Origin of the sequence: Scytonema sp. HK-05, from assembly GCF_963872035.1 — a bacterium.
Lineage (GTDB): Bacteria > Cyanobacteriota > Cyanobacteriia > Cyanobacteriales > Nostocaceae > Kalymmatonema.
In genome coordinates this window covers 14,516-38,605 of the sequence record NZ_CAWMYC010000128.1, presented here as the reverse complement: position 1 = coordinate 38,605, position 24,090 = coordinate 14,516, and the positions used below count along the sequence as shown (strand labels likewise).

Sequence of the window (24,090 nt, the reverse complement as noted above, 5' to 3'; positions counted from 1 at the left end):
GTAGTTTTTTTCACAAAAACACTTCTGCAAAGCGTGATCACTAGAAAGTAAAGGTCGTGCGGAGAACACCCACCACAATCGGGTCATTGTTGTCATTATGCTCTGGTTTGGTAATCACATAGACAATCGGGGTAACGCTGATATTGCTACTGACACGAAAGCGATAAAAAGCCTCTAGGTGTAAAGAAGTGTCTGGGTCTTCTCGTCGCACTCCAGCAACTCTATAGTCACTACTGGTGACTTTTGGCGGTACACCGATAATAAATCCACCTAGGTTACCTTCTTTGAATAAGTCTGGGAAACCAAAGCTGAGAGCACCATTGACGATAGTCGCCTCGCTATCACCCCCCGTTTCTTGGTGAGCTTGTGTGTAACCAAACCAACCTGCTAACGTAAAACGCTTGCTAAATCTCCAGTTAAACTCTAATCCGAAGTTATCGGATGAAGTGGCATTTTGCTGAAAAGGATTTCTCGCCAAAGCGCTTCCTGTACCACCAGTGAGGTTAAAACCAGATTGAGCAATAAAGTATTTGCGCGTGTATGTCAGACCAATATCTACCTGTTTACTGGGCGAGAAAGTTAACTGAGCAGTAGCGGCTTGGTTACTATCGAAAAGCCCTCTGTTGGGTAGATTAGCTTGAAAGTTATCTGCAATGTAAGCTAAGTGTAGTTGAAGTTGATCATTAAACTTGTATGCAAAAGCGGCTCCTGCACCATCAAAGCCAGGTCGGTAAACAGTAGGGTTAAATTGTGAAAATCTGCCAATACTACCATTTTGGGCGTTACCAGTTAAGGTATTGAGCGTTGGAACATAAACAGGGAAATTTAGTGTTCTAGTCCCTATCCAAACCGTAGCTTTGTCGCCTAATGGGAAACGATAGTACAAGGCGTCAAGATACACGTCATTATCTGGGTAATTAGTTGAAGACCCATCAATGCTAAAACGAGTCATTTGGGTTCCCGTACTGTTTCCCATGTTTGGAATGTTAAGTGCTGTCAAACTAGTCGTCAGTTGGTCTCTACCTGTGAAGCTGGTTTGAAAAGCAAGCCTAGAACGGTAAGCAAAAAAGGTTGAAGATTCATCTTTAGTATCATTAGCGCGAGTATTATTTGCGCGATCGCCAATCGCATCGGCTACCAAAAATATCGCCTCACCAACCAATTTGGTAGTTGTGGAAAACTCATTGGCTTGTACTTCCGCCACACGAGTCTCTAGGTTATCGACTCGTCCTCGTAATTGAACCAGTTCTGGATTAAATTCCTTAGTCAGTCTTTGCACAGCTGCTAAGTCTTCTTTAGAGACTGCATTCGCCGTCGCTGCTGCAATTTGCTGGGTAATTTGGTCTAAACAAGCATTCAAACCCGCAGCAAACTCATAACGACTGATAGCGCGATTACCCCGGTAGCTTTTGTCAGGATAGCCTGCGATACAACCATAGCGTTCGACTAAAGACTGTAAAGCCTGGAATGCCCAATCAGTTGGCTGCACATCTGATAATTCCGAGACTGATGTCACTCGAGGCTTCGTTTGGGATGTCGCAGGAGAGTTCGTTGGCGTTGGTGCGCCTGGATCTGAGTTTTGTTTAACTTGGTTAGGACTTGTCTGGGAGGAAGAGGAGGGAAATTCTTCAAGTCTATTTGTCTGTTTATCTGTTTGTGCTAATTCTTGAGTTGTCAAGAAGGGGGCATTGAAGCGCTGCAAATGGTTGCTTGTTTCTCTCCCTTGTTCACCCATCCCCCATTGCTTTGCAGGTACTTCTTGAGCCGTTGTTTTTGTTAAAGTTGTGAACAATATAAGGCAACAAACGATAGGCGTAGATAGCAGTAGATTCCAAATAGTTTTTGTTTTATTCATGTGATTGACACACTCTCAATTAGGGGTTGCACAAAATTCTGTTGCTATGTCAAGCATCAGCCTCATAACATCATTGGATGACGTTAAAACCTCAAATTTAGAAAAGTCAGCAGTTCCGCTTTAGTTACAAGCAGTGCTTGATAATATGCAAACAGAATGATAAACAAGTGTATTGTCTGACGTCAGCCTGTCATCTGTTTGCTTGCCGGGTCAAAGTCTGTTAAGTATTAATCTCTATCATGGATTGACAAAATTGTCGATATTCAAAAATTCTTTTCACACTATGTTATTTGAATTTCATCTCATCGAGCTATGCTGAGATCACCCTCAAGTACTTCGTTAAAAAATGAACTATCCTTTGAAAAAACTCTACGCAAAGGAATAAGAAAGTATTAGTTCGGGTTCTAAATAATGTTCCTTTTTTTAAAGTACGGTAATTTAGTAGCCTTAATGTAGATTGATTCTACTAGATAGGAGCATTCCAGAAAAACTGTAAGGAATAAGTATTTTTTGTCACATTTTTCAGAAAATATTTTTAGAAAAACAAGCTTGTCTATTCAAGTTATCTCTGGTAAGATTCTGTTCTAAGTTAGAAATATCACTAATTCGGTAAAAATACCGTATTTTTGTGGAAATATGTAGTATTTTTAAGTTGTCAATGGGAATGTAACCAGGACAAATATACAAGTACGCTGTAGGCTGTAGGGAAAATATGATCACCAAAAAAGACCGCAGAGTAGGAACTCAGAAGTCAGAATATTAAACGCGAAGACGAGCATGAATTAAGAGTTCTGGTCAGCCGTATTGGTATGGCTGCCCCCGGATAAATCCTTTGGAGACCAACAAACTTTTTCCGTACTTAAATCTCCCGGATTCACTCGTTTTGGATATTCTGATTACTGTGTTCTGTGTTCTGCGTTCTTCTTAAAGCCCTTCGCTCAAAGCCAACCAAAGGTATTTTATTGAATGAAATGTGTTTTAGGAAAATATGAACTACAACCAACTTGGAGAAAGCGACCTCAAGGTTTCAGAAATTTGTTTGGGTACTATGACTTTTGGGCAGCAAAATACCATTGAAGATGCCCAAAAGCAACTAGATTATGCCGTTGCCCAAGGAATAAACTTTATCGATACTGCGGAAATGTATCCGGTACCGCCCCGTGCCGAAACTCAAGGACGAACGGAAGCTTATATTGGGGAATGGCTGAAGAAGCAGCAGCGGGATAAATTAATTATCGCTACTAAAATTGCAGGACCTGGTCGTGCTATTAAATGGGTGAGAGGAGGAGCCACAAATATTCAACGCGATAACATTAAGCAAGCAGTAGATGATAGCCTCAAGCGTTTACAAACTGACTACATCGACCTCTACCAAATCCATTGGCCCGACCGTTATGTTCCCCTTTTTGGACAGACAGAATACAATCCGAATTTTGAGCGTGAAACTGTTTCCATCGCTGAACAGCTAACAGCTTTTGCTGATGTCATTAAGGCAGGTAAAATTCGCTATTTGGGTTTGAGTAATGAAACTCCTTGGGGAGTGTCCGAGTTTAGCCACATTGCTAAACAGCTAGGATTACCTAAAGTTGTCTCCATTCAAAATGCTTACAATCTGCTTAACCGCGAATTTGATAGACATTTAGCAGAAGCTTGCTATTACGAAAATATTGGCTTGCTGGCTTATAGTCCTTTGGGATTTGGTGTGTTATCAGGCAAGTATGTTGATGGTAAAAAACCAGAGAATACACGCCTTACACTGTTTCAGAACTTTGGACAACGCTATTTCAAACCAAATGTGAATGAAGCAGTCGCAGCTTATGCAGAAATTGCCCGTAAACATAACATCAAATTCGCACAACTAGCCATAGCATTTGTCCGGAGTCGTTGGTTTGTCACCAGCACAATTATCGGTGCTTCAACAATCGAACAACTCAAAGAAAATATAGAGAGTGTGAATATCGTTCTTGACAAAGACATTTTGGCACAGTTGGATGCTGTTCATACTCGTTATCCCAACCCAGCACCTTAAAAAATTCAAAATTCAAAATTCAAAATTCAAAATGTAAGTAGGTGGGTGCAAATAAATGTTACTGGTTTGAGGGATTGGGGACCCTTGGATTAGTCCCTTACGGAATCCTTACCCAGTCCCCAGTTTCTATGATTCTTTTGTTGTGTTTAATTCTGCTGACCTACTTAATATCTTTATGTTTTGAAGCTAAAATAAATACATAAACTGCTGTCCAAAATCAAGTTAATTGCAATTTTTAACTTTTATTAATATTGTCCTTGCTTTTCTGGAGAAACTATGTAAAACTCTCTTTGTATATAAATACTACGATAAGTTAACCAATGAACCGTAGTTTTAAGGTTGCAAATGCTAGTCTACCGACGACTCTCGTTAACAAGCCATGGGGTTAGGCTGCTTGTGAGCTTCATTTATCATCGTTCTGGTAATTAGCAGTCAGTGTCATAGCTGTGCGATCGCCATATTTTTGTGTTGTACCCCTACTCGGATAGCGAAGCGAGGAATTTGATGAGTAAAAACCAGTTTTGGTCAGGTGATTCATCTACAACAGATTTTGACCCAAGTTTACAGGCAGATATTTTGGTGATTGGGGGCGGTCCTGCTGGCACTTGGGCTGCTTGGAGTGCAGCATCCTCTGGCGCAAGGGTTGTCCTCGTAGATAAAGGATACTGCGGCACAAGTGGATGTGCGGCGGCGTCTGGCAATGGAGTGTGGTACGTGCGACCCGATCCCGAAGCACGGGAAGCAGCAATGGCTTCTCGCGAAACCTTGGGAGGATTTTTATCAAACCGCGACTGGATGAAGCGGGTGTTGGATCAAACTTATGCAAACGTCAACCAGTTAGCAGATTGGGGTTATCCCTTTCCCACAGATGACGAGGGCAAGCCATACCGCCGCTCTTTGCAAGGTCCAGAATATATGCGACTGATGCGTAAGCAAATCAAGCGAGCAGGCGTAACAATTTTAGATCACAGTCCAGCTTTGCAACTCCTGGTAGACACTGAAGGTGCAGTTGCAGGTGCAACAGGAGTGAACCGTCAGAGTGGGAAAAAATGGACTGTGCGTTCAGGGGCTGTCATCATTGCTACTGGTGGTTGTGCTTTCTTAAGCAAGGCACTAGGATGCAATGTTTTAACCGGGGATGGATATCTTATGGCAGCAGAAGCAGGTGCCGAAATGTCGGGTATGGAGTTTTCCAACGCTTACGGCATCGCACCTGCTTTTTCTTCCGTTACCAAAACCTTGTTTTACAACTGGGCAACATTTATCTACGAAGACGGAACGCCAATTCCGGGTGCAGGTTCGCAACGGGGGCGTTCTGTGATTGCCCAGACATTGTTGACTCAACCGGTTTACGCCATTTTGGACAAAGCCACAGAAGAAATGCAGGGACATATGCGAAAAGCGCAGCCCAACTTCTTCTTACCCTTTGATCGTGCAGGTATTGACCCGTTCACCCAACGCTTCCCCGTCACACTTATTCTTGAAGGAACTGTACGCGGTACTGGTGGAATTAGGATAGTCGATTCTACTTGTGCGACCTCTGTGAAAGGACTGTATGCAGCTGGAGATGCGGCGACGCGAGAATTAATCTGCGGTGGCTTTACAGGTGGGGGAAGCCATAACGCTGCTTGGGCGTTATCTTCCGGTTATTGGGCTGGACAGTCTGCCGCTTTTTATGCCCGTCAATTGGGAGAGAAAGCAACTGTGCGCCATACAGAAGCATTAGGAGAAGCTGGATTTAATTTTGCAACCCACCCTACCCTGAAAGCAGAACAGGTCATCAAAGCAACTCAAGCCGAAGTCTTCCCGTACGATCGCAACTATTTCCGCACCGAAAAAGGTTTGACAGAATCTCTGCACAAGTTAAACGACCTGTGGAAAGAGGTTCGCACTAGCCTTGCGGTAGATGAAAGCAACATTGTCCAAGCGCGGGAAGCCGCAGCAATGCTAGCTACAGCGAGGTGGATGTACAGCAGCGCCTTAGAACGCAAAGAAACTCGCGGAATGCACAGACACTTGGACTATCCGCAACAAGATGCTGACCAGCAACATTATCTGATTAGCGGAGGTTTAGATAAAGTCTGGGTAAAAGCCCAACCTCTAAACACAACAGTTGCAGAGACAAAAGTCAAAGTTGGAGTGGCGGCGTGATTGAGTTAGTCAGCGAATCCCGGTGCATTAAGTGTAATATATGCGTCAACGTTTGCCCGACAAATGTGTTTGACAAAGTGCCAGATGCACCACCAACCATTGCCAGACAAAGCGACTGTCAAACCTGTTTCATGTGCGAATTGTACTGTCCCGTGGATGCCCTTTACGTGGCACCTCAAGTCGAACCGCTAGAGTCAGTGGATGAAAAAACTCTTGCGGAAACTGGGCTCTTGGGAAGCTACCGCCAAAACATCGGCTGGGGTCGGGGTCGCACAAACGAAGCCAAAGAAGATTCCACTTATCAGCTGCTCAAGCACATGAAATAGAAAAATGACAGGAAAAAATAGTGTTTCTGCTGCACAAGTCTCAAACCTGACACCCCAACCTCCTTCCCTATCAAGGAAGGGGGGGCAGGGTTTTCTTCCGACTCATACGGATTTTCTCCATGCACCTCTTTTTTCCCGATTTTCTATCTTAATTACACTCGCCCCACTGTTACTAAATACTGCTTGCAGTTCTACTCAAACCTTATCTCAACAATCTACTCAGACTCTATCTAAACCAGTACAAAACACCAGCACTAAAGTTTCATCCAACAGTAACACTTCTACCCTGCGTCTTGGTTACATCAGCACCAGTAGCGCTAAAGCTCCAACCGGACCTACAGGTTGGGCACTGCATAAAGGCAAACTCAAGCCAGAATTGCAGAAAGTAGGTATTACAGAAGTCCAGCTGCTCAGTTTTCCCAACGGACCAAACCTTAATGAAGCCCTTGTCGCAGGAGCCGTTGATGTTGGCATTTACGGTGATACACCAGCACTTGTAGCTCGGGCTAACGGTATTCCAACCAGGTTAATAAATCAAGAGCAAGTGGGGACAAATGCTTGGTTGTTGGCGAAGAAAAATGGACCTCGTTCAGTCGCAGATCTCAAGGGGCAAAAAGTAGCAACAGCAAAAGGTTCGTATATGCACCGCTACCTGATAGGCTTGTTGCAAAAATCTGGCATTGACAAACAAGTGACTGTTGTTCATCTACTAACGAGTGAAGCCCAAGCAGCCCTAGAACGTGGTGATGTAGCTGCAATTGCCGCCGCCACTGGAGCAGGTCCACTTCTACACAAAAAAGGCTATCCCGTTATTGATGAAGCTATCAAACACCCTGACTTACCAGGAACAAGTGTGACTGTGGTGACAGAAGCTTTCCTCACTAAGCATCCTGATTTACCTCAGAAGTGGAATCAAATAAAACAACAAGCAGTCAAAGATATCAAGGCAAACTCAGAAGAGTATTATAAATTCAACGCACAAGTGTCTGGATATCCAATTGATATCGTTAAAGCTTCCTATTCTTTAGATCAGTTTCCTGAAGAACCAATTCCCACCAAAGGGCTCCAACTTTTAGAAGGAACCAAGAAATTTTTAGTTTCACAAAAATTAGCCAAATCAGATTTTCAATTAACCGACTGGATTATTACTCAAAAGTAGAGATGCAGCATAGTGCGTTTCTACGTTAGACTTACCTTGAAAATCTACTTTCATCCTTCCTTTGTAATCACATCTCATCGAGCACACGTTTTTTTAATTCTGTCGAACTCACGTTAAATACATTTTTTACTCAAATATTTTGCACAATTAATATGAAAATAATCTTACCTACAGATCTTGCTGCCGATATTGAGCCGCATTTACCCCCCAATACGGCAGTTGTGCGTGTGGATACTGATGGTAACTTTGACGGCGATGCTAGTGATGCTGAAGTGTATTTCAGTTGGTATCTTGTGAAAAGTCATATCCTGGATAAAATACTGGCAGCAGCACCTAGAATCCGTTGGCATCATGCACCCAATGCAGGAGTAAATCACATCCTGACACCAACTCATACAGCAATTTATTTGGAACGCGATATTATCCTCACCAATGGTGCGGGAGTGCATGCAATTCCCATCGCAGAATTCGTCATCACTTTTATACTGGCTCATGCCAAGCATTTGCGTGAATTGTACGCTTTACAGGCTGAACACTACTGGAAAAGAGGGTTTAACATCCAAGAGTTGAAAGGTTCTACCTTATTAATTATTGGTGCTGGTCATATTGGTCAAGAAATTGCCGCCCGTGCCCAAGCTTTCGGAATCAGAGTTCTGGGAAGTCGCCGTCACCCGCAAGCGCTACCGAATTTTGAAAAGGTGGTAGGTGCAGATGAATGGCGATCGCTCCTTCCGGAAGCTGACTATGTCGTTATTGCCACACCACTCACTAAGGACACAAAAGGCTTAATCGATGAAGCAGCACTGCGCTTGTTGCGTCCTAGTGCCTATTTAATTAATATTGCTCGTGGTGCAGTTGTTGATGAACCCGCACTTCTCAAAGCACTTGGTGAAGGTTGGTTTGCAGGTGCTGCATTAGACACATTGGTGACAGAACCCCTCCCACCAGAAAGTCCTTTTTGGTCGCTTCCTAATGTCTTTGTGACACCCCACTGCACAGCTCATTCCCCAAGAACGAAAGAGCGTACCATTGCTTTGTTTATCGACAATCTGAGACGATACCAAATGGGTCAGCCTTTACGCAATGTGGTAGACAAGGAAGCAGGATACTAATATTCAGTTATCAGTTACCAGTTACCAGTTATCAGGTTTTACTGTTCACGCTCATGAACACAGGGAGTAGCAAGTTGTGAAACTTATTTTACCAACAGAGATTGCTGACGACCTCAAGCCGCATTTACCTTCCGATGCGGCTGTTGTGCGTGTGGATAGTGATGGCAACTTAGACGGCGATGCTACAGATGCCGAAGTTTATTTTAGTTGGTTTTTTCTCAAACCTGGCACTCTGCACAAAGTCTTGGAAGCCTCACCTGCACTGCGTTGGCATCATGCACCCAATGCAGGCGTGAATCATATTCTCACACCAACTTACTTAGAACGCAACCTCATCCTCACCAACGGTGCGGGAGTGCATGCAATTCCCATTGCTGAATTCGTCATCGCATTCATACTTGCTCATGCCAAGCATTTGCGTGAACTATATACTTTACAAGACCAACACCACTGGAAAAGGGGCTTTCCCATTACAGAGTTATGGGAAGCTACGCTGTTAATTATTGGTGCTGGTGGTATTGGGCAAGAAATTGCCGCCCGTGCGAAAGGCTTTGGAATGCGCATTTTGGGGAGTCGCCGTCGCCCCGAACCGTTACCAAATTTTGACAAGGTTGTGGGTGCAGATGAATGGCGATCGCTCCTTCCGGAAGCTGACTATGTAGTTATTGCCACAGCACTCACTCAGGACACAAAAGGCTTAATTGATGAAGCAGCACTACGTTTAATGCGCCCAGATGGTTATCTCATCAATATCGCTCGTGGTGCAGTCGTTGATGAACCTGCGCTGATTACTGCACTTAAAGAAGGTTGGATTGCAGGTGCGGGATTAGACACAGTGATTACAGAACCGCTACCACCGGAGAGTCCTTTGTGGTCGCTTCCCAATGTGTTTGTCACACCACATTGCACAGGTCATTCCCCAAGAGTCAAAGAGCGCAGCTTGGCTTTATTTCTCGACAATTTATCACGCTATCGCAACGGGAGTGCCTTACGTAATGTGGTGGATAAGAAAGCAGGCTATTAACAGTTACCAGTTATCAGTTATCAGTTATCAGTTTCATCCGCAGGGTTTAAGTCCCCCACCAATTGGACCGAAAGCGTTGGTGGCGGGTTTAAATCCCCCACCAGCCCGAGAAAGCGTCACTGCGTAGGTAGCTGTTCACTGTTTTAAGGAATTCAAAATTCACGCATTCAAAATTCCAAATGTCTAATCTATTGCATGATCCGTATGCAGCATGGCGCTTTCGTGATTATCGTTTGTTTGCCATTGGTCGAAATCTCTTACTGTTTGGTTCGCAGATGCAAAGCGTCGCTATTGGCTGGGAACTCTATGAGCGTACGGGATCAGCGTTGATACTTGGGGGAGTTGGTTTAGTTCAGGTCATCCCTGTTATCCTACTGACTTTGCCCGCTGGTCATATTGCAGACCGTTGGGATCGCAAGTATACAGTCATGTTGACTGACTTAATGCTTGTGTTATGTTCGCTCGGTTTGGCAGTCCTATCATACGCGCAAGGGTCAATTTTCCTGATATACACCTGTTTGCTGTTGGGCGGTGTTGCCAAAGCATTCAATACACCAGCTTCAGACTCACTTTTACCTCAACTCATTCCTCTAGAAGTGTTCACCAATGCCGCAACTTGGAATAGTAGTGGCTTCCAACTCGCTGCGGTACTTGGTCCTGCTTTAGGGGGATGGGTGATTGCACTCCAAGGGAGCGCTACATCTGTCTACATCATAGATGCTGTTCTCATCCTCATTTGCTTTGGTTTAATTGCCAAAATTACCAGAGTCAAATTTGCACGCCCAATAGAGCCACCTACGCTCAAAACTCTGGCAGCAGGAATGGATTTTGTTTGGCAAAACAAGGTCATCTTAGCTGCTATTACCCTAGATTTGTTTGCAGTGCTCTTTGGCGGTGCAGTTGCCCTGCTGCCAATTTACGCTAAGGACATCTTGCAGGTTGGTCCCTCTGGGTTGGGATGGCTGCGTGCTGCACCTGCATTTGGAGCGTTTACAATGGCAATTACTCAAGCTCACTTACCACCAATGAAAAAAGCAGGTAAAGCACTGTTGTGGTCGGTGGTAGGGTTTGGTATTGTGACTATTGTCTTTGGTCTATCGCGATCGTTTTGGCTGTCCTTACTGATGCTTGCTTTGAGCGGAGCATTGGATAATATTAGTGTCGTTATACGCCATACTTTGGTACAAATACGTACTCCTGAACACTTACGTGGTCGGGTATCAGCAGTCAATAGCGTATTTATTAGCATATCCAACGAGTTAGGTGGTTTTGAATCAGGGTTTGTTGCCGCCCTATTTGGACCTATTTTCTCCGTAGTTTCTGGTGGTGTTGGCACAGTTTTTGTTGTATTAATTGTGACGTTAATTTTTCCTCAAATTCGCCGCCTCACATCATTGCAAGATGTTTAAAATAAGCCAATGTTTTTCAGTGAGTGATGTCAAACCTCCGCTTGTTAAGGGGGGTAGGGGGGATTAAGCCTGATGCAAAAAGTGTTGTAAAACTAACATAAGCCATTGAGGTGAACGGCGATGATTAGTGGAATTTTCGAGAATTGCATAGGGTCAACAGATGTCGAAGCTACCCTAAAATATTGGGCAGAGTTGGGCTATCGTGAGGTGAAAAGGGGACAACTTTCCGCCGAACAAGCAGGACAACTCTACGGTTATACATCAGCTTTGACCTCCCTACGGCTGCAAAATGGTAACTCCTCGAATCATGGTTTAGTGCGAATCATGTCCTGGTCAGAACCTCGCAACGAGGGTCTAGCTCACACCTTGCCGATTGTGGAAGGAAGCCGTTGGTTTGCTTCCCTCGTCAAAGACATTTACACAATTGCAGATGCTTTTGCCGACGACAAAGCAAACGGAGGAAACTGGCTTTATACTGAACCAGTTCGCGCTATAGAAGGAACAGGTCATGAGGGGACAGGGTTTTACAACCGCTTTGTTGGGGTGCGGGAAATGTTTGTCATTGGTTCCGAGACACGGCAAGCTTTTTTCCAACGGTACAATTATACCCGTCCTGGTTATGGCACGATTGAACCAAGTTCTCCACTGGGAGTGAGTGAAGGAACTCACTCGAGCTTGGTTATCTCTGACCACTCGTTAAGTTCTTTTTACACAGATGTTTTTGGACTAGTGCCACAAGAATGGAATGGCAAGATTTCTGGTGCTTCCAAACCCTCCACCCGCGAAACTTTGATACTCTCTGAAGGGCAAGAATTTTATCTTTCGCTTTTCTCTTCACCAAAAACTAACGTAGGTGTTTTGCAAATCTACACCCCACTTTATCCTACTGCCGATAAACGCGAATATGCTCAACCAGGCTGTTTGGGTGTGTCTGTGTTCACCTATCAAGTAGAAGATATCACTGCTTTTCACCAACGAGTCACCAATAGCAGTGCTATTAATGTGACAGCGATAGTACCTAACGAATTTGGTGAACCTTCTTTTGGGCTAGTTGCGCCGGATGGCATATACTGGGTTATCGTTGGTCACTAAACGACCTCGTGCTGTTGCTACTTAAACTGCGACTTTAGCGTGGTGCGAAAAGCTTCCAAATTATGCTCTAGGGGAATTGAACCCACCACGCTCCCAGGCGGGTTTGGCACTTCATTGGTATTTTTATATCAATGAGAAGTATTTTTAACATTATCCTCTTGCTTTTTGCACCCATCTATGAAATTATGATCATAAAGTACGGTAAGTTTATCGACAAATCGTATTTATGAAAGAGCGAAGCGAGCGCGAACACCTTCCGAGTTAAGGGGAAAAGAGAAAGAGTAAAATCAAAAAGATTTGCCCTTTCCCACATACCCCTTTTTCCAACTTAATTGATGGTAGTGCAAAGCTGCTTTAGGGCAGAGCGTAAATCAATCCAAAGTTCAAAAAACAATTTTGAATTGATTTGCATCTTTAATGAAACGCAAAGCTTTAAGCCTCTAATAAAAAAGTGAGGAAAGCTATGTCTGAACCACGCTATGGCATCTGGATTCCCGTTTACGGCAACTGCGGTGCGATGAACCACCCCCAAGAACCTCGCGACGCCAGTTACTTGCGAGCTAAAGGACTTATCCAGTTAGCTGAAGAATGTGGATTTACAACCACTCTCATTGCCGAACACATCATCAATCCCAGAAATCAAGAATTAGACCAGTTAGAAACTTGGACAGCAGCAGCAGCGCTTGCGGAAGCCACAAACTCTATTGAAATTATTGCTGCTGTTAAGCCGTTACTCTTCCATCCAACTGTCTTGGCAAAAATGGCACTGGGTATCGATGCCATCAGCGGTGGACGTTTTGCTATTAACTTAGTGAGTGCTTGGTTTAAGCCGGAAATGGAGAAGTCCGGAATTTTCTTTCTCTCTCACGATGAGCGCTACCGCTATTCTCAAGAGTGGATAGCGGTGGTGAAAGCACTCTGGAGTGGAGAACGAGTTAACTTCTCTGGAGACTACTTTCACATCAGTGACCTCTGCTTGCTTCCGCGTCCAGTCGCACAACCTCATCCTCGTGTGTATCTAGGAGGCGAGTCAGATCCAGCCAGAGATTTGGCGATGAAAGAGGCGGATGTCTTTTTCCTTAATGGTCGTCCTATTGAGGTGATACGAGAAACCATCGCTGATGTGAGAAAGCGGAAGCGAAAGCAGCCGAAACCACTACGATTTGCGATGTCAGCCTTTGTCATTGCTCGACCAACAGATGCCGAAGCACAGGAAAATTATCAGTGGTTGTTGGAACTGACAAAACAAGACGATCGCTCGGAGCTTTTAAAGGGTGTAGATTCTGAAGTTGTGATGTTCAAGAACATGGCGAAGTATCCGAGTGTAGGAAGCAACGGTGGTACCGCAGCAGGTTTAGTTGGCAGCTATGACACGGTGGCTGCTCGAATTGCAGATTTTGTAAGCGTGGGTGTTGATACCTTTATGCTGCAATTCCAACCTTTCGCCCCGGAAATGAGACGTTTTTCTCAGGAAGTTATGCCACGGGTTCGATCGCAGTTATCAGTTAGCAATTATCAGTTATCAACTATGAGTCTTTGACACTGGTAACTGTTCACTGATAACTGTTTACTTAATATTAAGGAGAGTCATTGTGAGTGCAAATTCAGATCTATCAGGAAAAACATCTACTACCCCTTCATACATAGAGTTAGAGACTGATGTCTTAGTCATTGGTGGGGGACCTGCCGGCACTTGGGCAGCATGGAGTGCCGCAGCTCAGGGTGCGAGAGTGGTATTGGTAGATAAAGGTTACTGCGGTACAAGTGGTGCAACAGCACCCTCCGGAACTGGTGTTTGGTATGTGCCACCAGATCCCGTGCAACGTGAAGCAGCAATGGCTTCACGAGAAGCGTTAGGGGGGTTTCTCTCAAACCGCCGGTGGATGACTCGCGTTTTGGATCAGACTTACACCAATCTGAATATGCTGGGAGATTGGGGCTTCCCGTTTCCAGTTGATGAAGAAGGTCGTCCATATAGGCGATCGCTCCAACAAGGTCAGGATTATATGCGCCTAATGCGGAAAAAGATTAAAAAAGCCGGAGTGCAAATCCTTGACCATAGCCCAGCACTGGAATTGCTTGTAGATGCAGAAGGCATAGTTGCAGGAGCAGCAGGCATTAACCGCCAAAGTGGTGAGCGTTGGAGAGTCCGTTCAGGAGCCGTCGTCATTGCTACAGGTGGTTGTGCCTTCCTGAGTAAAGCATTGGGCTGCAATGTGCTGACAGGCGATGGTTACCTGATGGCAGCAGAAGCAGGTGCGCAAATGTCAGGTATGGAATTTTCCAATGCCTATGCTTTATCCCCCGTATTTTCCTCAGTAACGAAGGGTGCTTACTACCGCTGGGCAACCTTCACCTACGAAGATGGAACAGAGATTGAAGGAGCAGGTTCTCACAAAGGTCGTTCTGTCATTGCTCGTACCTTGCTCAGCCAACCTGTTTACGCTATTTTGAACAAGGCAACTCCAGAAGAGCAGCAAATTCTGCGAACTGTCCAGCATAACTTTTTCCTACCATTTGACCGATTGGGGATAGATCCATTCACTCAACGCTTTCCCATCACTCTGCGTCTAGAGGGAACCGTGCGCGGTACAGGCGGTATTCGGATTATAGATGATACTTGCGCTGCTTCTGTACCCGGTCTTTATGCTGCGGGAGATGCAGCAACGCGAGAACTGATCTGCGGTGGCTTTACAGGTGGTGGTAGTCATAACGCTGCTTGGGCAACCTCTTCTGGATATTGGGCAGGTGAAGCAGCAGCATCCTTTGCCCGCCAATTAGGAGCTAAAGTTAATCAACGCACAGTCGAAGGAATTGGAGAAACTGCTGTACGTTCCCACAACGGTCATACCAAGAGTTTTGCTCCTAGTGAAGTGATTCAGGGTGTGCAAGCAGAAGTCTTCCCTTACGATCGCAACTTCTTCCGTACAGAACAAGGTTTGTCAGAATCGCTCAATCGACTGCATCACCTTTGGAAAGAAATTCGTCATAGTGAAGTCGTGGCAGAAAATCAGATTGTCCAAGCAAGGGAAGCTGCTGCAATGGTAGCAACAGCGCGGTGGATGTACGCCAGCGCCTTAGAGCGAAAAGAAACTCGCGGAATGCACAGACACCTGGACTATCCGCAACAAGATCCAAACCTACAACACCGTCTACTAAGTGGTGGACTGGATCATGTTTGGGTGAAACCTGAAAGATTAGAAGCTGTTCAAAGGGAGAAGGAGCTAGTAGCGCTGTGATTGAACTTGTCAGTGAATCTCGTTGTATTCAATGCAATATTTGCGTTTCTGCCTGTCCAACAAATGTCTTTGACAAAGTGCCAGACGCTCCGCCCAAAATTGCCCGCCAGAGCGACTGCCAAACCTGCTTTATGTGCGAGTTGTACTGTCCAGTAGATGCGCTGTATGTTGCTCCACAGACAGATGAGTCTGTCCCAGTCGATGAGAAAACTCTTATAGAATCAGGTTTGTTAGGCAGTTACCGTGAAAACGTTGGTTGGGGACCAGGACGCACTCCTGCCGGACTTAGAGAACAGTCCTCGCAGGTTTTTAGGAACTTCAATAGCAATTTGTCCACAGATGCTCAGGGAAGAATACTACCTTGGAATCAACCGTCCACGAATCCATCACCAAATACTGAGCGAAAGACAGTGTAGGGGAAGAAACACAATTCATCATTAGGCGTTGCTGAATTGAGAGATGAATTTAGAAATTCACAATTTTGTAATGAAAGTGCATGCACTTTCATTACAGGGGTTAGGAAAATTAAAAATCTGTTGACTTTCCGCTATTCATTACCAAATTCCGCAACGTTCATTATTAATAGACTTCTTGCAAAAGTCGAAAAAAAAGAATAATTAAACCACAGATGGACGAGCCAGCGCCTTGCGGTGAACCAGCGCTGCAGGAGGGTTTCCCTCCGCAGGCGACTGGTGAACCCGGAGGGGGGTTCCCCCCGTTGTGGCGACTGGCGTACAGATGGACACAGATGGAATCAAAGAGATGCAATCTTGTCTAATAATTAGTAATTCGTAATTATCAACTTAATTACGAATTACTAATTTTTCCTAGACGCCTAATAAAGTTAAGCATATGAATTCACAAACGCTTGAGAGGAGCTTTTTTCATCGACTTTTTGTCTCCACTTTATCAGTAGTTGCAATGCTAGTCACAAGTCATGTGACAGCAGGTTGCGGTTCGCAGTCGCGCCAATCTAATGCAGCAGTTGAAGCGGCTCAAAAAAATACTCCCAACAAGCCCAACAACACCAATACGCAAGTTTTACGAGTAGGCTTTATCAGCACTGAAAGTAAAGTGCCCATTGGACCAGAGGGTTGGGTAATGCGTTCTGGCAAATTGAAGCGCGAACTGCAAAATATTGGCGTAACTGATGTGAAGTTCTTTCCTTTTGCGGGAGGTCCTGCTTTGAATGAAGCACTTTCTAGTGAGTCATTAGATATAGGAATGTATGGGGATACTCCTGCTATTGTTGCTAAAGCTGCTGGTATTAATACTAAGCTGATTAATCAAACTCGTGTCGGTCAAAATGCGTGGTTGATTGTCAAGAAACAGGGAGTAAATTCACTTGCAGACCTGAAGGGGCAAAAAGTGGGTGTTGCTAAAGGAACCTACCCCCATCGGTATTTACTAGGTCTTCTAGATAAAGCCGGACTTTCTAAGGATGTCAAACTAGTACAGATAGCCTCAGCAGATGTCGTACCTGCTCTAACAAAGGGTGATATCGCAGCGTATCCGTTTGCAATGGGTGCTGGTCCTTTGTTGGTTACTAAGGGATGGAAATCAATTGACGAAGCTAAGAACCATAAAGGGCTGGTAGGAACAGGAGTCACAGTTGTTACTGACAAAATTTTAGCAAAGCATCCTCAACTGCCTCAAAAATGGAATCAGATGAGACAGAAAGCTTTGCAGGAAATACAGGCAAATCCGGAAGCGTTTTACAAATTCGCTGCTGAAGCGAGTGGTGATATGCCTTTACCTGTCGTTAAAGAGTCTTACCCTCTCAATCTTTACCCTCAAGAACCTTTTACACCTGAGGGATTAGAACTTTTAAATTCTACTAAAAAGTTTCTCGCTGACCAAAACTTGTTAAAATCCGACTTTAACGTCAAAGATTGGATGCTGATAGATACCAAGTCTTAAGTGCTGATATAGCAATCCGTTTAAGAGTCGTAAAATTTTCTCTCGTCTCTTTCCTCTGTGTCAACGGACACTTTCCAAGGGCGGGGGGAACCCCCGCACGGAAGTGTCCTCCTCTGCGTTCTCTGCGGTTCATAAAAAAACCCAAGTTTACAAATTAAATAGGACTGCTATACAACGAGAAATAAATTTCAGGCTCAAAGCTGAAACCTGTTTTAACCAACCTAAACTATTAACCCAAACTATAATTCCAGGTCAGAGCAACAGCATTACTAATAGGAGATTAAACATGACCGCAACTCTAACTCGTCCAGCTTGGACAACTGATTTAGAAGTAGAAATTTTTAACAAACTCATTGACAAACACGCTCCTCATCTTCCCAAAACTCGTTTGCATGACCCCCGACCACCTGCAACACAAGAGGAAATAGAAAATTTTTACCGCTTTCGTGTCGCAGGAGCAGCTCATGACTTGTTCATTGTCCAAGTTTGCGCCAAGATAATCGACCAAATTCCCGACCCAGAATTGCAGCTCTTTTTGAGCCGACAAATTGGTGACGATGGCGCACACGCTCAAAATACTCGTGAGCGATCGCACGCATTATCTGGATACGACCCCATTGAGGAGATACAAAAGCAGGTGCAAAAGCACTGGGACTATATGGGGGACTTACCCATTCGTAACTGGCAAGGTTTCTTGGCGTTCGAGCTGCACTACGAACTCCATATTGTTGCCTTGCTATTCCTCAATAGCCGTACCAGCAAAATCAATGATCCAGAGTCAGGAAAATTTGCTGCCGAGAGAATCCTGCCAGATGAAGCATATCACCGTCTGGGAGTTGTGGATTGGTGGCAACGCAAATTCGACCAAGCCTCACCAGCAGAAAAATCTGAGCTAGTCGCACAGGTATTGGAAGCGGATGAAGAAGGTCAACGTCGGCGGAATCCCTACCTCAAAGAGCATTGGCAGATTACCCATCGCGCGATTGGCAGCGAAATTGATCATTTACCAGTGATTTATGATGCTTGGCGGCGGGAAGTCCTTTCTTACTTCTTGGATATTCCTATTTCCAAACTCCCCAAACTTGTGAGCGTGAACGATTGATCATGACAGCCCGTCCATTGAGCCTTGACCTGAAGCCTGTCACCGACCTGACTTTGGAGGAGGAGGAAGCCTTAGATACCCTCAGGGCAGCGGTCTACCCGCCTTCTTGCGATCGCTACCCGTCCGGGGCGGTACATTACATGGTCTTTACCGCAGTGGAGCTTGCTCGTGTGGGACAACAGTGGACAGGTTGTCTCGCACATCGGCATCGTGACTCGCGAGGCAACACTGGACGGTGCATCAATCCGCATCGGTGGCATCGGCAGGGTAATGACAAGCCCAAAAGCGCAGGGACAAGGCTACGCAAGTGCTGCCCTCCGGCACGCGGCAGCATTCTTCGATGAATGCAGTGTCGCTTTCGCGTTGCTCGTCTGTCGGCAGGACTTAGTACCCTTCTATACCCGTCTTGGATGGGAGTCCTTCAACGGAACTCTTTTGGTGGAACAACCAGGTGGTACAGTCCCCTTCACAGCCAACGAGCCGATGGTGCTGCCCGTGCGCGGCAAAGCCCCACGAGAAGGAACGATTGACCTCCGCGGCTTACCGTGGTGACACAGCGATTTTTCACCTATATTCCCACGACAACAGCAAAGAAGATTTTTTCTAAGGATACAAATTCTTAAGGTTATTGACTAAGTAGCTTCGTGGAAATAAACCGAACTATGTACTTTATGTAAATATACCTGAAATCCGCGCCCTAGATGAATGACTTTGGACCCTTCGGGTTCGCCAGTCGCCTAGGTCGGGAAACCCTCCTGCAGCGCTGGCTCACAAAGGACGGCCCTCACTAGTTAACTTTATTTTTACGACCTACTTAATACACCTCTTGAAAAAGTCAAGAGTCATGAAAATGAAACCACAGATTAACACCGATGAACACAGATAAATAACTAGCGTTAATCTGTTTGCATTGGTGGTTCTAAATAGTCAATAATCATAGTTTTGTGAGCAATATTATAATGTCAATCAGTCAAGTTAGGATAAGAAAATTGCCCCTCTATAATTCTTATGTTTTCTACTAAAAAAACGCTTTTGAAGCGTCTTTCTACTCTTTTCGTCTACGCAGTTCATTTAAAAAACTTACTTTTCACAAATGAAATAGGATAGTGATATGTTAACTCGGCTAGTGAATCAGTTTTTAGGCTGGGTAAATCAGAAGAGCTTTTTTAAGCCTCTCTATCAACCGGGTATTCTAGCTTTTATCCTACTATTTGTAATTGGTTTTGGCTTGGGGGTTACGCTTTCTTCTTGTACTTCGACTAACACAGCTAATTCCGCAAACGCACCGACGCAAAATCCTCAACAGACCGAGTTAAAGGTTCTGAAAATGGGGCATCAGAAAGGGATGGCACTTCTGAATATTATCAAGGCGCAAGGAAGCCTAGAGAAACGCTTACAACCTCTTGGGATCTCTGTGCAGTGGAATGAATTTTCCTCTACTGCACCCCTCCTCGACGGGATGGGTGTAGGTGCGATCGCCTTTGGCGGTGGTGGCGGAACAGGAAGTGTATTTGCTCAAGCTGGTGACAAACCATTCGTTCGGGTAGCTGCAGGAACAGGTAGTACAAGGGGTTCAGCTATCTTGGTTCTCGAAAATTCAGCCATCAAAAGTCTAGCCGACCTCAAAGGTAAAAAAGTTGCTTTTGCTAAAGGCTCTGGTCAGCACTACATTATAGTGCGAGCTTTGGAGAAAGTCGGTCTGAAATTCAGCGACGTTCAACCTGTTTATCTTGCTCCTGCAGAAGCTTTACCCGCGTTTGAGCGTGGCGATATAGATGTGTGGGTCATTTGGGACCCCTATACTGCCCAAGCTGAGAGAACTCTTCGCACTCGTCTTTTGGCAGATAACAGCACAGTATTTGGTGACAAAGCTCCACTAGAAAGCCCCTCATTCTATTACGCTTCTCCAGATTTTGTGCGTGACCATCCTGATATTGTCAAGATAATTCTAGAAGAGCTACAAAAGGCAGGTTCTTGGTCTAGGAGCAACTACAAGGATTCTGCTAAACTTCTTTCGGCGCTATACAAACTTGATCTACCAACAATGGAAGTCGTTGAGCAGCGTGGTGGAGAACGAAAGGTATTACCTGTAACTGATGAAGTCCTTTCAGGTTTGCAACGTATGGCGGATACCTTCTTTGAACTAAAAATTATTCCCAAAAAAATTGACGTCAAGGATAAAAACTACAATTGGGTTCCTGAGCAGAAGTGGTAATAAACAATTCAAAATCACCGAAGTTCAGATCGGCGGAAACCGCCGCTCTGACTTCTCTCAAAATTCAAAATTCAAAAATCCTATCGTAGCAAGCATTATGACTGTTCGTTATATGCAGCTAAAATCCATAACAGCTTACTATGTTGGATTTGGTTGCAATTTTAGATTTTCGATTTAGTTTCAGTTCTGTGTAGGGTGGGCATTGCTCACCAATATATCAAATGTCCATCACATAAGATTTTATAGGCAATGCCCCGAAGTTCCCGCTTGTTGGGAAACCCGCCTGCAGGACTTCTCTCCACCTTACGATTTCTAGTCTAATCATAAGAATAAACGCTGTAGTTTCAGCAATTGAAACCAATTGTTATGCAATTTTTAAGAGATAGCACAAGCAAGAGTATGATAACTCCTTCTATTAGAACTAAACGCCGCTTCTTTTTATTAACAGCCGCATCCTTCACAGCGTCTTTAGTATTTTCTAGTTGTGCTGCACCCCAAAACTCTTCAACTTCTAACACAGCAGTATCTAGTCCCACAGCTACAACAGCATCTAATACAACAGCCACAGGAGCAAAGGAGAAAATCAAAGTTGGGGTTTCGCCTGTCCCAGCCGGAGATATTTTGAAATTTGTTAAGGATAATCTCGCACCTCAAGCAGGATTAGACATTGAGATTGTTACCTTCAATGACTCTGTACAGGATAACTATGCTCTCAGGGATGGGCTAATCGATGCCAATTACTTTCAACACGTCCCCTTTATGGAGGACTTTGGCAAGCGACACAACATCAAAATGGTTGCACTCAATCCCCCAATTCACTTAAATCCAGTTGGCGTTTACTCCAAGCGTCATAAATCTCTAGCTGAGGTTCCCCAAAATGCAATTGTCACAATTCCCGATGATGTCAACAATGCCCATCGAGCACTGAAGGTACTGGAAGACGCTAAGTTAATCAAGCTCAAAAAGAATGCTGGGGTTTTAGCAAGTGTTAAAGACGTAGTTGAAAATCCCAAAAACCTGAAAATTAAAGAAATACCTGGAGCGCAAGCAATTCCCTCTCTTCCTGATGTAGACTTAGCAGCAATGACAGGTAACTGGGTTGTTCAATCAGGAATGCGAACTGATAAAGATGCTTTAGCATTAGAGTCAGCGCAAAACCCACTTTACGCCGTTACTGTTACGACTTTACAGGGCAAAGAAAACGACCCCAAAGTTCAAAAACTTTATAAATTACTCCGCGACGACAAAGTCAAACAATTTATCAAAGACAAATATCAAGGTGCTGTACTTCCTATTCCTTAGCCAAATTCTTTAAGACTGACTCTTTTGTCCTCTTCTTTCTTCTTTGCGTCCTTGGCGGTTCATAAAATAAATTCTTTGCTCCACTTTTCACAACCGTTGCAAAACACCCATTTTTCTTAACTTCAAATACCCTTTCATGATTGAATTTATTGATGTACATAAAATTTACAAACAAAGCGACCAAAAAGTCGTGGCTTTGGATGGCGTCAGCCTCCGCGTCAAAGCAGGTGAAATATTTGGCGTTTTAGGACCAAGTGGAGCAGGTAAAAGCACTCTTATCCGCTGCGTCAACCAATTAGAAAAACCTACTTCTGGTTCTGTTTGGGTGAATGGTCAAGAAATGACTGCACTTTCTGGTGCAGCACTACGTCAAGCACGTCAAGGCATCGGCATGATTTTTCAGCACTTCAACTTGCTCAGTAGCAGAACAGTTGCACAAAACATCGCTTTTCCCCTGGAGGTGATAGGTTACAGCAAACTCAAACGCAAGGCAAAAGTTGAAGAATTACTCGCGCTGGTTGGTTTGGAAGGCAAGGCAAACGCCTATCCGGCTCAACTTTCCGGGGGTCAAAAGCAGCGGGTTGGCATTGCGCGATCGCTAGCGGGAGAGCCAAACGTACTGCTCTCAGACGAGGCGACGTCAGCCCTAGACCCCCAAACGACTCGCTCGATTTTGGAACTGCTGCACGACCTCAACAAGCGTATGGGGCTAACAATTTTGCTCATTACCCATGAAATGGGCGTAGTGAAACACATTTGTGACAGTGTAGCAATTCTGCATGCCGGAAAAGTTGTCGAACAGGGGCGAGTCAGCGATTTAGCTGCCCAGCCTGACTCTTTGTTAGCGCAGGAGTTTTTCCCCCGTCGAAATGGATATATACCGCCTCCTGGTGCGGTACTGGCAACACTGGCATTTGCCGGAGAAGCCGCCAGTCAGCCAATATTTGCAACGTTGGCTCGTCGCTTTGATGTTGATATTCATATCCTCAATGGCAGCGTTGAAACGGTGGGAAATCAACGCGTCGGACAGTTTCAAGTCGAACTAGAAGGAGCCAATGTCAAGCAGGCTCTTGAATATTTACACAAGACGAAAGTTGAAGTAGAGGTGCATTAATGCAAGGGTCGGAATTCGTTCAAAGCTTATGGGAAGCTACAGTTGAAACCTTTTATATGGTTGGGATATCAGCCCTGGTAGCCGTGGTGTTAGGTTTACCCTTGGGCTTGTTCCTAGTCATGACCGCACCAGGCAATTTTCTGGATTCCCTAAATATCAACAAAGTACTGAGCGCGGTGGTAAATACCGGACGCTCTTTTCCCTTTATTATTCTGCTAGTCGTTTTAACGCCCGTAACACGACTGATAGTTGGCACCTCTATCGGCAGCACAGCAGCGCTTGTTCCCCTAACAATTGCAGCCATCCCCTTCTTTGCACGCATCGCCGAAACCAGCATCCTAGAAGTAGATAAAGGGCTGGTAGAAGCAGCAGAAGCAATGGGTTGCAACTATTGGCAAATTGTGCTTAAAGTGTTGATTCCAGAAGCATTACCATCTTTGGTTTTAGGCATAACAATTCTCATTGTCAGCCTGCTGAACTCTTCAGCAATGGCTGGGGCAGTTGGTGGCGGTGGATTGGGCAATTTGGCAATTCAATATGGCTACCAACGGTTCGATGTTGGGGTCATGTTTTCCACAATTATCGTCTTGATTCTTTTGGTACAAATCATACAGTTATTAGGTGATTTCCTAGCACGACAGATGAGAAAAAAATAATCAATTTCTCAGAAAAAATATTGACAATGCATATTTTAGTAGTGATACCGTTTCTTTGTGAAGCTGCAATATATTTACCCCCGGCACTCTCCTCTCCCCGATGCCTTGGGGGGACTACAGGGGGGTATTAAGGCGGCGCATCTTCATACAGAATTGGTATGACAAACGCTTTGCTCAAATTCAAAAATCAAAAATAATAGCCCACTTGTAACAGCAAAATATATGAAAAAAAACCACAGATTAACACAGATGCACACAGATAATTTATCTGTCCCTACCCTCCGGGAAGCCGCCCTGCGGGCGTCTACGCTTCGCTCGAGGGCAAGGTTAATCTGTGTCCATCTGTGGTTCTAAATATCCATTAATCATATCTTTTGCAAGAAAT

The 24,090-nt window shown here is 44.7% G+C and carries 19 protein-coding genes and 1 pseudogene; 19 read left to right on the top strand and 1 reads right to left on the bottom strand.

The features are described from left to right. Positions 1 to 40: 40 nt before the first annotated feature. Complete coding sequence (locus AACT52_RS28375; protein WP_073634174.1) at positions 41 to 1,855, bottom strand: iron uptake porin; 1,815 nt, start codon at positions 1,853 to 1,855, stop codon at positions 41 to 43. A 988-nt stretch (positions 1,856 to 2,843) separates the two neighbouring features. Between AACT52_RS28375 and AACT52_RS28370 the strand changes: the two genes are divergently transcribed. From AACT52_RS28370 to AACT52_RS28280, 19 genes and pseudogenes are all read left to right on the top strand, one after another. Further along, complete coding sequence (locus tag AACT52_RS28370; RefSeq protein ID WP_073634173.1) at positions 2,844 to 3,884, top strand: NADP(H)-dependent aldo-keto reductase; 1,041 nt, start codon at positions 2,844 to 2,846, stop codon at positions 3,882 to 3,884. A 504-nt stretch (positions 3,885 to 4,388) separates the two neighbouring features. After that, on the top strand, positions 4,389 to 6,035 hold the full coding sequence (locus AACT52_RS28365; RefSeq protein ID WP_073634172.1) for an FAD-dependent oxidoreductase: 1,647 nt from the start codon (positions 4,389 to 4,391) through the stop codon (positions 6,033 to 6,035). Continuing rightward, positions 6,032 to 6,361 carry a 4Fe-4S binding protein gene (locus AACT52_RS28360; RefSeq protein WP_073634171.1) on the top strand — a complete coding sequence of 110 codons (330 nt, stop codon included), beginning with the start codon at positions 6,032 to 6,034 and terminating at the stop codon, positions 6,359 to 6,361. Before AACT52_RS28365 ends, AACT52_RS28360 begins: the two co-directional genes overlap by 4 nt. A gap of 4 nt (positions 6,362 to 6,365) precedes the next feature. Then, a complete protein-coding gene (locus AACT52_RS28355; RefSeq protein ID WP_083630592.1) occupies positions 6,366 to 7,520 on the top strand; it encodes an ABC transporter substrate-binding protein in 1,155 nt (384 codons plus the stop codon). Positions 7,521 to 7,672: 152 nt separating this feature from the next. Then, positions 7,673 to 8,632 (top strand): D-2-hydroxyacid dehydrogenase, encoded by a 960-nt coding sequence (locus tag AACT52_RS28350; RefSeq protein ID WP_073634170.1) that lies wholly within the window; start codon positions 7,673 to 7,675, stop codon positions 8,630 to 8,632. Positions 8,633 to 8,708: 76 nt separating this feature from the next. Next, entirely contained in the window at positions 8,709 to 9,656 is a 948-nt protein-coding gene (locus AACT52_RS28345) for a D-2-hydroxyacid dehydrogenase (RefSeq protein WP_073634169.1), read from the top strand. Between the two features lie 179 nt (positions 9,657 to 9,835). Continuing rightward, the gene (locus AACT52_RS28340) at positions 9,836 to 11,065 is read left to right on the top strand and encodes an MFS transporter (protein ID WP_073634168.1); all 1,230 of its coding nucleotides are present in this window, start codon (positions 9,836 to 9,838) and stop codon (positions 11,063 to 11,065) included. Between the two features lie 120 nt (positions 11,066 to 11,185). Further along, positions 11,186 to 12,157 (top strand): hypothetical protein, encoded by a 972-nt coding sequence (locus AACT52_RS28335; RefSeq protein ID WP_073634167.1) that lies wholly within the window; start codon positions 11,186 to 11,188, stop codon positions 12,155 to 12,157. A 463-nt stretch (positions 12,158 to 12,620) separates the two neighbouring features. Further along, on the top strand, positions 12,621 to 13,697 hold the full coding sequence (locus AACT52_RS28330) for an LLM class flavin-dependent oxidoreductase (RefSeq protein ID WP_073634166.1): 1,077 nt from the start codon (positions 12,621 to 12,623) through the stop codon (positions 13,695 to 13,697). A 52-nt stretch (positions 13,698 to 13,749) separates the two neighbouring features. Beyond that, the gene (locus tag AACT52_RS28325; RefSeq protein ID WP_073634165.1) at positions 13,750 to 15,396 is read left to right on the top strand and encodes an FAD-dependent oxidoreductase; all 1,647 of its coding nucleotides are present in this window, start codon (positions 13,750 to 13,752) and stop codon (positions 15,394 to 15,396) included. Continuing rightward, complete coding sequence (locus AACT52_RS28320) at positions 15,393 to 15,812, top strand: 4Fe-4S binding protein (protein WP_073634164.1); 420 nt, start codon at positions 15,393 to 15,395, stop codon at positions 15,810 to 15,812. Before AACT52_RS28325 ends, AACT52_RS28320 begins: the two co-directional genes overlap by 4 nt. Before the next feature lie 436 nt (positions 15,813 to 16,248). Then, positions 16,249 to 17,316: an ABC transporter substrate-binding protein gene (locus AACT52_RS28315; protein ID WP_073634163.1), complete on the top strand. Its 1,068-nt coding sequence runs from the start codon at positions 16,249 to 16,251 to the stop codon at positions 17,314 to 17,316. 286 nt (positions 17,317 to 17,602) lie between these two features. Further along, the gene (locus AACT52_RS28310) at positions 17,603 to 18,418 is read left to right on the top strand and encodes a hypothetical protein (protein WP_073634162.1); all 816 of its coding nucleotides are present in this window, start codon (positions 17,603 to 17,605) and stop codon (positions 18,416 to 18,418) included. A gap of 168 nt (positions 18,419 to 18,586) precedes the next feature. Further along, positions 18,587 to 18,778 (top strand): annotated as a pseudogene (locus tag AACT52_RS41555) (GNAT family N-acetyltransferase); the annotation flags it as partial. A 3-nt stretch (positions 18,779 to 18,781) separates the two neighbouring features. After that, positions 18,782 to 18,970 (top strand): hypothetical protein, encoded by a 189-nt coding sequence (locus AACT52_RS28300; RefSeq protein WP_233154096.1) that lies wholly within the window; start codon positions 18,782 to 18,784, stop codon positions 18,968 to 18,970. 559 nt (positions 18,971 to 19,529) lie between these two features. After that, a complete protein-coding gene (locus AACT52_RS28295) occupies positions 19,530 to 20,633 on the top strand; it encodes an aliphatic sulfonate ABC transporter substrate-binding protein (protein ID WP_083630589.1) in 1,104 nt (367 codons plus the stop codon). 399 nt (positions 20,634 to 21,032) lie between these two features. After that, complete coding sequence (locus AACT52_RS28290; RefSeq protein WP_073634197.1) at positions 21,033 to 21,935, top strand: MetQ/NlpA family ABC transporter substrate-binding protein; 903 nt, start codon at positions 21,033 to 21,035, stop codon at positions 21,933 to 21,935. 136 nt (positions 21,936 to 22,071) lie between these two features. After that, complete coding sequence (locus tag AACT52_RS28285) at positions 22,072 to 23,049, top strand: methionine ABC transporter ATP-binding protein (protein WP_073634160.1); 978 nt, start codon at positions 22,072 to 22,074, stop codon at positions 23,047 to 23,049. Beyond that, positions 23,049 to 23,705 (top strand): methionine ABC transporter permease, encoded by a 657-nt coding sequence (locus tag AACT52_RS28280; RefSeq protein WP_073634159.1) that lies wholly within the window; start codon positions 23,049 to 23,051, stop codon positions 23,703 to 23,705. The genes AACT52_RS28285 and AACT52_RS28280 overlap by 1 nt, the downstream gene beginning before the upstream one ends. Positions 23,706 to 24,090: the final 385 nt, after the last annotated feature.